The following is a 9,032-nucleotide window of genomic DNA, read 5'->3' as shown; positions in this document are numbered from 1 at the left end:
TGGATCTCGACCTTCTCCTCCAGCACCGGAATCGTCGCCTGTATCTTGGCCACGGTTGCCCTGGTCGTGGTCCGCTCGGCCTCCTTCTGGGACTGCTGGCGCCCGATCTCGGCGAGTTTCGAATCCAGCTCGGCTCGCTGGCTGATCAGGAACTGGCGCTGCATCTCAATCTGGTTGGCCGAAGCACCATTCGGTGGCCGGAAGCTGTCAAGCGGATTTTCCGAAAGGGCGGCGCGCAGCCGCGCCACCTCGAGCCCGGCAGCCATGAGGTCGCCGCGCTCGCGCTCCACGTCGGCACCGAGCATCGTCGGGTCGAGCTCGATCAGGACTTCGCCGGCCTTCACGACCTGCCCGTCGCGGATGTGAATGGCGCGCACCACGCCGGTCTCGAATGGCTGGACCAACTTGGTACGACCGCCCGGCACGATCTTGCCAGGGGCGACGGCCACGATGTCGACGCTGCCGAACGACGCCCAGAACAATGCGATCACGAATACCGCGATGATACTGCCTGCGATCGCCCGGCCAGCGGGAGATGCCGGTCGTTCGGTGATCTCAAGAGCAGCGGGCAGGAAGGCAATCTCGTGCTCGCGGCGCTGTAGTTCAGCCCTGCGAAAGGGCACAATTCGCTGACTAGCGGACGTCATGGATGCCTGCTTGTAGGTAATGCAGCTTCGCGTAGCGGCCATTATTCTGGATCAGCTCGTCATGCGCTCCGTCTTCGACGATACGGCCGCGCTCGATGGTGATGATACGGTCGGCGTTGCGCACGGTGGAAAGCCGATGCGCGACGACGAACACGGTTCGCCCCTCTGCAATCAGCGCCATGTTCCGCTGGATCGCCCTTTCGCTCTCGTAGTCGAGCGCACTGGTGGCTTCGTCGAAAATCAGGATGCGCGGATCCGAGATCAGGGCGCGGGCGATGGCGATGCGCTGGCGCTGTCCACCGGACAGGCTGGCGCCGCGCTCACCAACCACGGTGTCGTAGCCCTCGGGAAGTTCGAGAATGAAGTCGTGGGCTCCGGCGAGCTTTGCTGAAGCAATCACCTTCTCCATTGGCAAGGTCGGCTCGGCGAGCGTGATGTTCTCGCGGATAGTGCTGTTGAAAAGCACGTTTTCCTGCAGCACCACGCCTGTCTGACGACGCAGCCATGAAAGGTCGACCATCGCGAGGTCGACGCCGTCAACCAGCACACGGCCGCTTTCGGGCACGTAGAGGCGTTGGAGCAATTTGGCGATCGTGCTCTTTCCGGAACCGGACGAGCCGACCACGCCGATGACCTGACCTGGCTCCACGGTGAACGACACGTCGTGCAGAACCTGGGGACCGTCGGCACGGTAGCGAAAGTTCACATGCTCGAAGGTCACATGCCCACGGATAGCCGGCAAAGCAGCGCGGCCGGGGTGAAAACCAGGCTCCGGCAACGTGTTGAGGATGTCGCCGAGCCTGTCGACCGACAGCCGAGCCTGGTGGAAATCCTGCCACATCTGGGCGAGACGCAGCACCGGAGCGCTCACCCGTCCAGCCAGCATGTTGAAGGCCACCAGTTCGCCGACACTCAGATCCCCGCCGATCACGAGTCGCGCGCCGAAGTACAGCGTCGCGGCAGTGACGAGCTTGTTGATGGTCTGCACCGCCTCGCTGGCGACATTGTTCAGGCTGAGCACCCGAAAGCTCGCGGCGACGTAGCCAGCAAGCTGTTCTTCCCATTTGCGCTGCATCTGTGGTTCGACGGCCATCGCCTTCAGCGTCTCGACCCCGGTCACGCTCTCCACCAGGAAGGCCTGGTTGGCAGCACCGCGAGCAAACTTCTCATCGAGCCGTTTCCGGAACATCGGCGCGGCGATCGCCGAGATCGCAATGTAGAGCGGCAGCGACCCCATGACCACGAACGTCAACGTCGGAGAATAGTAGAACATCACCGCAAGGAAGACGAACATGAACAGCAAGTCGATGCCGAGCGTCAGCGCCGAGCCGGTCAGGAAGTTACGGATATTCTCGAGTTCGCGCACGCGCGCCACTGAGTCTCCGACCCGTCGCGCCTGGAAATATGCGATCGGCAGCGCCATCAGATGGCGGAATAACCGCGCCCCGAGCTCGACGTCGATGCGGTTTGTTGTATGCGAGAACACATAGGTCCTGAGCGTGCCGAGGACAGCCTCGAACAGGGTCAGCACAATCAAGCCAATGATAAGAACGTCGAGCGTGCTCATGCTCTGGTGCACCAGCACCTTGTCGATCACGACCTGGAAGAACAGCGGCGAGACCAGCGCAAAAATCTGCAGGAAAAACGAGGCGAGCAACACCTCGCCGAGCAGACGCCGGTACTTGTGAATGGCCCCAACAAACCATGAGATGTCGAACCGCCGCGACAGGTCACTGAGCGCCGCGCGTCGCGCCATCAGCACGAGATCACCGTCCCAGACCGCCTCGAGTTCGGCCTGGGTCATCGTCAGCGGCTGCGCGATGGTCGGCCGCTGGACGAGGATCTTGTCATCGGCCACCTGGCCGAGGATCAGGAAGCCGCCGTCGCGCAGCACCGCAATGCCTGGCAGCGGGGTGATCGCAAGCCGCGCCCAGTTGGTCTTATGCACGCGCGCCTTGAGCCCGAAGGTCTTGGCGCAGCGAAGCATGTCGGCGACCCCGACCTGCCCGGTGCCGAGTTGGTGGCGTATCTGGGCCGGTTCGGCCGGCACACCGTGGCAGCGCAGCAGCGTCACCAGCGCGCGCATCCCGGCCTCATCGCCCCCCGCGGGACGGGATGCAGTAGGAGCCGCCGCCGGCGCCACCGCGCCGACAACTGGCGCGGCGCTGCCGCGCTGACGGGCGATCATCCCGCGCCAACTGGCTGTTGTTGCGGACACGGATCGTATCCGGTTGGCAATGGCCGGCCAAAGATCAGCAATCCGGTATGGCACCACGACACGGGCTTCGCTAAGCGCGAGACGAAGACGCTCGCCGAACCCGGGCCGCCCTGCTGAGATCACGCCGCCGCTCCAGATTTCCTCAAGCTTCGCGCGTGTCATTCGCTCGGGCCGTAGCGCCATCGGATACAGCACCAGAGCGTCGTCCCCATCAATCTTTCCGACGAGCAGGAAACCACCGCCGCGCAACGTCACGATCGCGGGCGTCTCGATGGCGGACAGCCACTTCCAGTCGGCCATTCGCGAACGTGTCGCAACGCCGAAGGCGTCGGAGCACCGAAGCATGTCGCGGACGCCGACAGTGTCAGTGCCGCAACGCTTCTGGATTTCGTCAATCTCCACCTCCACGTGGTGGAGGCGAAGAAACAGCCACAGGGCGAGTAGCCCGGCATCCTGCGGCGTAACATCCTCGTTCAGCATCGCCATTCCAATGGAATCCCTTACAATCAGAGGGGGACCAACGGTCCTCATTGCGCGAAAAGCTGAACCGCAGCTACGCGGGTGGACGTTTCCCGAACACCGGATCCCCTTGCAAAGCGGGGCGCCGGTGTCCGGGAAGGCAGTCGTCGTGGGCTACTAGTGGTGCGGACGCGTCAGGATCGACTCGTTCAGCCAACCCGATGCGTTCGAGCTCGCCGAGGAAGCAATCGCACCCTGGTCGGCCCGCCCCTGGAGACCCCCGGCCATTGCCTGGCTCAGCAGAGCAAAGGATTGGCGGTGTCCATGGTCGTGGTCGTGGCTCGCCCAGCCGCCGCCCCCGTTGCCCTGCGACGGATTGGTGCCACCAGAGACCGGAGGATCCAGCACCGCGATGGTCTTCGCGGCCGACGTTGCCGACGTGCCGGTGACGGGATCCTTGGCCGTCGCGGTCACGGACAGCGTAGCCGACGGCGAATCTGTCCCCTTGTAGTAGGACTTCAGGGTCAGTCCGCTCTCGACCTCGGCCGCGTTCAACGTGATGTTCCTACCGCGATGGGTGTGGCCGAGACCGTCAACGATCGCCTCGTATCGCGGCAGCCCCTTGATGTTGACCGACAAGACGTCGTTCTTGTCGGTGATCGAGACGTCGATTCCGAGATCGATCTTGCCACCAGGACTCACCGAAAGCGTGTTGTCGGCGATCGTGACGACCGGCTTGGTCGGACCGGAAGTCGCCGGAGGCGTCGTGACCGGAGGTGTGGTAACCGGAGGCTTCGCGACCGGCGGCGTAACTGCCGGCGAGGTATCGACCGACAAACCGGTGAAGTTTTTCACCGCTCCGGACAGATTGGCCGCGAGGCCGCCGGAGTCCTTGATGGTGGCACCGTTCGCCAGGTTGAGCGAAGTGACCCCGAGCGTGCCAACGCTCTTGTCGGTGGCCGCCACCGTGGTCGAGAACAACAGCTTGTTGGTGCCCGAGCCGCTGACGTAGTTCGCGACGGATCCGTCATTGAGGGTCAGCGTCGGCTTGCCGTTGACCGTGACCGCCTCGTTGAAAGCCACCGTCAGCGCGATCTTGTCTCCGACATGCTCCACGCCGGTACCCGGTTGCGCGGTGACGCTAGAAACCGAAGGTGCAACATTGACTGGCTGTGTCGGAGCAACAGGGTTGCCAGGGGTGGTTGGGATCGAGCCTGCCGTGACATTGCCGCCCTTGACCGACTGATTGCTGGCGTTCTGGTATAGCTGGACGCCATCAACCAGCATGTGGCTGGTCTGCGGGGTCGAACTGTCGACCGTGGAATGCCAACCTGCTGCCTTCGAATTCGCCCACTGACTATCGAGTATTAGCTCCATCGGCTGGTTTGGAATCGGCAGTTGCGCGCTCGTGACCTGCGCCATCTGCTTCCCGTCGAGATACCAGGTAATCGATTGGCCTGGTTTCCAATCGATCGCGTAGGTGTGGAAATCGGCTGTGAGATCCATACCGGTATCGATGACGCCGCCGACGTCGCCGCCTGGTGTGTGCAAGTGCCACTGGAATGCCTGGTTAGCCGGGCCCTTTCCGGTATAGCCGCCTTCCTGAATATCGATTTCGAAATTGTCGCCCCCGGGCGAACCCGAGCCAGGCATCAGCCAGATGCCGGGCCAAGCGCCGTTACCCGCCGGCTGTTTCATGCTGACCTGCAGGAGGCCACCGTTGAACTCGAACTTGCCGTAGCTGCTGACCACGCCCGACGTAATCGGATGGGTCATCACGGTGCCCTGGTTCATGCCGACGATCGGCGTCTTGCTCGACGTAATATCGAGCACACCGTCATGCACCGCTACCTGGCCAGGCATATCGAACTCGGCCTCGAACTGGCCGCCCGGCCCGCTGCCACCGTTGTATGAATTCCAGGGGTAGCCGTTGGCCGCCTTGCTGGTGATGTACTTATTCCATGTGGAGTTCAGAGCCGTACCGTCGAACCCTTCATGATAGACGAGGTTCGCATTCGAATACCCTGCTGGTGTTGATAGTGCCATTCCCGCTTCCCTTCTTGTTGGGCCTGCCGCTGCAAACTCGCCACGACCTCAGGTCGAGTACGGGAATACTGCTGCGGCATCTGTCGAGCCCCCGGCCCGTCGCAAGACGCGTGGCTATTGGTCGAGTATGGCGAGAACTGGCCGCAAATAGGGTGTTCGAGCGCGTGATTGTCCACGCATGTGGCGGCGTCGAATGACAACTGGGACGTAACTACCAGTCGAATGATGATTCCGCTTTCATCGAGAAATGCTTGCATAGAGGTATCTCCGCAAATGCACTGTCGCTGACCGATGCACTTTGTCGGAAAAAATATCGAGGGCTTCTCCAGAATACCGATCGTCGATTTGCTTCCGGAGCAACATAATGCCGCCGGCAAATGTGGCATTTGCAAAGGCTCATCGACGTCTTCCCGCGCTTCGACAGTATGCACCCTCTCGTTGAGTTAGCGAATTCGCTTTTTCTCACAGCGATTTAGGACACTCTGATGACGTGCCGTAAGAAGATGCGAACATGGTGAGAAGTAGTACTTCGGGATCAATAGGTAAATTTGATTTCGACCGAATCATTGCGTGGAGGGAAGGCGCTACCTCCTAGGGGCCGTTGCGTTCGATCTGCTATCAATTCATCTAGACGCCATGGTCAATCGCCAGTCGCAGAACAGCCGGGCGGGCTTGTTGCGCCGGTTCGGACTACAGGGAGCATTGGCGTCAGCGCTGCTGGCGGTATCCATGCTGCCGGCAACCGGTGCTAGCGGAGCGGCATCTGCCTTTGTCCGGGCATCCGTGAACGGTTTTACCGTCGACGACAAGCCGTTCTACGTGACTGGGGTCAACAACCACTATCTGACCTTCGGATCGCAGAACGAGGTCATCCGCGTCCTCGATGATTCAGTAGCCTTGGGCGCCAATGTCATTCGTATTATTCTTCAGCCGGTCATCGGCTCGCTCGATGGAAGCGCTGCTACGATCTGGAATTGGCGAGCGCGCGCTGATGCTTCCGATCTCGGTGTCGCCGGTACCTACCTTCTGTACTGGGATCCGCAAAAGAACACGATGGCCATCAACGATGGCCCCGATGGAATGCAGAAGGTCGACTTCCTGATCGCCGAATGCGGCAAGCGACATCTCAGGCTCATCATCGCCTTCCTTGATTTCTGGGACTATACGGGCGGTGCCCAGCAGATGAGGGCCTGGTACGGAAGTTCGGACAAGTCCGGTTTCTTCTTTCGCGACCCGCGCACGAAGCGGGATTATCAAAACTGGATTGCCTACGTCATCCAGCGGGTCAACTCACTCACCGGATCGGCCTACCGCGACGACCCCACCATCATGGCCTGGGAGTTGATGAATGAGGGCAACGCCAATCCGGAGTCCCTGCGGCTGGCTTGGACTGCGGAAATGTCGGCCTACGTGAAATCTCTCGATTCCAACCATCTTGTCGGGTCCGGCTACGCTAACGTCTCAGAGAAGCTATCCGACCTTACGATCCCAACACTCGATTTCGGGACATGGCATGGCTACCCGCTCTACTACAATCTGACTGTCCAGCAGTTCAACGATACGATCTCCGAGTTCTGCGGGCTCGCATCAACGGCCGAAAAGCCTGTACTACTGGAGGAGTTCGGCTACGCGCGTTCCAACCCCGACCAGAACGCAGCTTACACGATGTGGCTAAACACGCTCACCGCGCGTCACGACTGCGCTGGATGGATGGTATGGCGGCTCGTGGCGCCGCAGGACAGCGGCAACTATCCGGTCGACGAACATGACAAGTTCGACGTTCGCAATGACGGCGGACAGCTATGGAACACGCTCAGAGCGGCGACCCGTGCTGGAAGACAACGCGAGGCCTCCGGCCTGCTGGACGTCACTGGCGGCACGTCCAGCCCACCGTCGCCTGCCCCCCGAAACGATCGGTGAAACGGTCGACCCTATGCAGGGCAACTTCAGGAGAATCGTCCGGACAACTACTGCAACTGCAGCGCCGGACCTTCTCTGTTTCTGCAATGGCAACGTCATCGATTTCGATGCGGCAGAACCGGCAAAAACTGGGTAACCACGATGGATCATTGAGCCGGACTCTTGAGGGACTACAATCCAGTCAGCAATCGCAAAGCGCTGAATTGAGATCTCGGATCATGATGCCGGTCTTCTCGAACGATGGTTGGGAGTTACTGACTTTCAGGCTCGATCTGGAGCAGGAAGCCATCCGCGAGATAGGCGCTTGCCTCGACGCAGACGAACGCCGACGGGCACAGGAAATCCGACTGGAGCGAGACCGCTGCCGCTTTGTCGCAACCCGCGGGCAACTGCGTCGGGTCCTTGCCTCCAAACTGGACATCTCTCCCTCTGACATCGAGTTGGAATACGAACGGCTGGGTAAACCCCGCCTGTCGCACCGCATGCCCTGTCGCAATTTGCACTTCAGCGTTTCTCGATCCGAAGATGTTGCAGCGATCGCCGTCTCGACCGGCCGGGAGCTGGGGGTGGATGTCGAGGCTGTTCTCCCTGTTCCGGAAGCCGACGAGATCGCATCGCTCTGCTTTTTACCTTCTGAATATGAATCCTATGCCGCCCTAGATCTCCAAGACCGGTCGGGAGGCTTCCTGCTGCGCTGGACCCGGCTGGAGGCTGTCGCCAAAGCCTTGGGGTGCGGCTTGGGGCAGTTCGTTGCATGGGACGGCAAGGATTGGGCTTTCCGTAGCTTCGTGCCCAAACCTGGATACATCGGGACTGTGGCGGCCCGGAATTGAAGCGCTGGCGATGCCGTCAATCACGCTTGGTGCGGTACGGAAGACGAGGATCTTATGAAGGAAATGATCGGACGGCCCTATGTGGGCGAACCGCTGCAGATCCGGGATTTCCTCGCAGGCCTTGCCGCTAAGGACATCAACATTTCGGTCGATCGCGACCGGCTACGGTGCAACGCGCCGGCACAAGCACTCACCGCTGAGCTACGAGGCCAGTTGCAGGACCGCAAGCGCGAGATCATCGCGTTTCTAACGATGGCCACTGCAGCGGCCCAACAGCAGCCTGCCATCGTTCCGCTGCAGCCTCGCGGCACACGCACGCCTATCTTCGCCGTACCTGGGCATACAGGAGCTCCGTTCTCGTTCTCGGCCCTATCGAAATATCTGGGCGATGATCAGCCGTTTTACGCACTCCAACCATCCGGATTTGATGGACAGACCGAGCCGATGGACCGCGTCGAGGACATCGCCGAATATTTCGCTCGTCAGATCATCGAATACCGCCCCACCGGTCCGTACATCATCGCCGGTTACTGCTCTGGTGCCGCGACCGCTTTCGAACTGGCGAAGATTCTGGTTGAATATGGAGCCGAGCTTCCGCTGACGGCGCTCTTTGCCCCTCTTCATCCGACCACACACAGTGAATTGCCGCGTCGGCTTTACTTCTGCGCTGTCGGCAGCGTCGCTACGCTCCTGCGGGAGATTGCACAGCTCCCATCATTCGGCGCCCGCTTGCAATATTTCGGCTACCGCCTCCGTGAGCGCGTCAACCTGATCTTGGCCGGCAAAAGCGAAGACTCTGTTGCAACGGACCCGGTACTGAAAAGCAGAGACCGACTTAAGTCCACCGCGATCACTGCCTTGCGGCGATATGTTCCGACTCCTTATTCAGGTCGCGTATGCATATTTCTC

The 9,032-nt window shown here is 60.9% G+C and carries 6 protein-coding genes and 1 pseudogene; 3 read left to right on the top strand and 4 right to left on the bottom strand.

Annotated elements, in window-relative coordinates:
• The 4 genes and pseudogenes from ACIQ17_RS26785 to ACIQ17_RS26770 form a co-directional block, all read right to left on the bottom strand.
• Positions 1-689: biotin/lipoyl-binding protein (locus tag ACIQ17_RS26785; protein WP_398472363.1), on the bottom strand; the 689-nt coding region annotated here is incomplete at its 3' end.
• Positions 634-2,733 carry a type I secretion system permease/ATPase gene (locus tag ACIQ17_RS26780; RefSeq protein ID WP_398472364.1) on the bottom strand — a complete coding sequence of 700 codons (2,100 nt, stop codon included), beginning with the start codon at positions 2,731-2,733 and terminating at the stop codon, positions 634-636. The genes ACIQ17_RS26785 and ACIQ17_RS26780, both read right to left, overlap by 56 nt.
• A 258-nt stretch (positions 2,734-2,991) precedes the next feature.
• Positions 2,992-3,345: pseudogene (locus ACIQ17_RS26775) on the bottom strand (cysteine peptidase family C39 domain-containing protein); the annotation flags it as partial.
• Between the two features lie 156 nt (positions 3,346-3,501).
• Positions 3,502-5,370 carry a family 16 glycosylhydrolase gene (locus ACIQ17_RS26770; RefSeq protein ID WP_398472362.1) on the bottom strand — a complete coding sequence of 623 codons (1,869 nt, stop codon included), beginning with the start codon at positions 5,368-5,370 and terminating at the stop codon, positions 3,502-3,504.
• 636 nt (positions 5,371-6,006) lie between these two features.
• Here ACIQ17_RS26770 and ACIQ17_RS26765 point away from each other — a divergent pair.
• The 3 genes from ACIQ17_RS26765 to ACIQ17_RS26755 all read left to right on the top strand — a co-directional run.
• Positions 6,007-7,290, top strand: coding sequence for a cellulase family glycosylhydrolase (locus tag ACIQ17_RS26765; protein WP_398472361.1), 1,284 nt, complete (start codon positions 6,007-6,009; stop codon positions 7,288-7,290).
• Between the two features lie 218 nt (positions 7,291-7,508).
• Positions 7,509-8,123: a 4'-phosphopantetheinyl transferase family protein gene (locus ACIQ17_RS26760; RefSeq protein WP_398472359.1), complete on the top strand. Its 615-nt coding sequence runs from the start codon at positions 7,509-7,511 to the stop codon at positions 8,121-8,123.
• 54 nt (positions 8,124-8,177) lie between these two features.
• Positions 8,178-9,032, top strand: an 855-nt coding sequence (locus tag ACIQ17_RS26755) for an alpha/beta fold hydrolase (protein ID WP_398472358.1), incomplete at its 3' end; no start/stop codon positions are given.

Source organism: Tardiphaga sp., from assembly GCF_044340795.1.
Classification (GTDB): Bacteria; Pseudomonadota; Alphaproteobacteria; order Rhizobiales; family Xanthobacteraceae; genus Tardiphaga.
The sequence above is the reverse complement of the archived record's forward strand: the minus strand, read 5'-3'. Positions and strand labels throughout refer to the sequence as shown.

Excerpts from the sequence above, each read along its gene's own strand:
- ACIQ17_RS26760 (WP_398472359.1), top strand. The coding sequence starts at position 7,509 with ATGATGCCGGTCTTCTCGAACGATGGTTGGGAGTTACTGACTTTCAGG.
- ACIQ17_RS26770 (WP_398472362.1), bottom strand. The coding sequence starts at position 5,370 with ATGGCACTATCAACACCAGCAGGGTATTCGAATGCGAACCTCGTCTAT.
- ACIQ17_RS26780 (WP_398472364.1), bottom strand. The coding sequence starts at position 2,733 with ATGCGCGCGCTGGTGACGCTGCTGCGCTGCCACGGTGTGCCGGCCGAA.
- ACIQ17_RS26765 (WP_398472361.1), top strand. The coding sequence starts at position 6,007 with ATGGTCAATCGCCAGTCGCAGAACAGCCGGGCGGGCTTGTTGCGCCGG.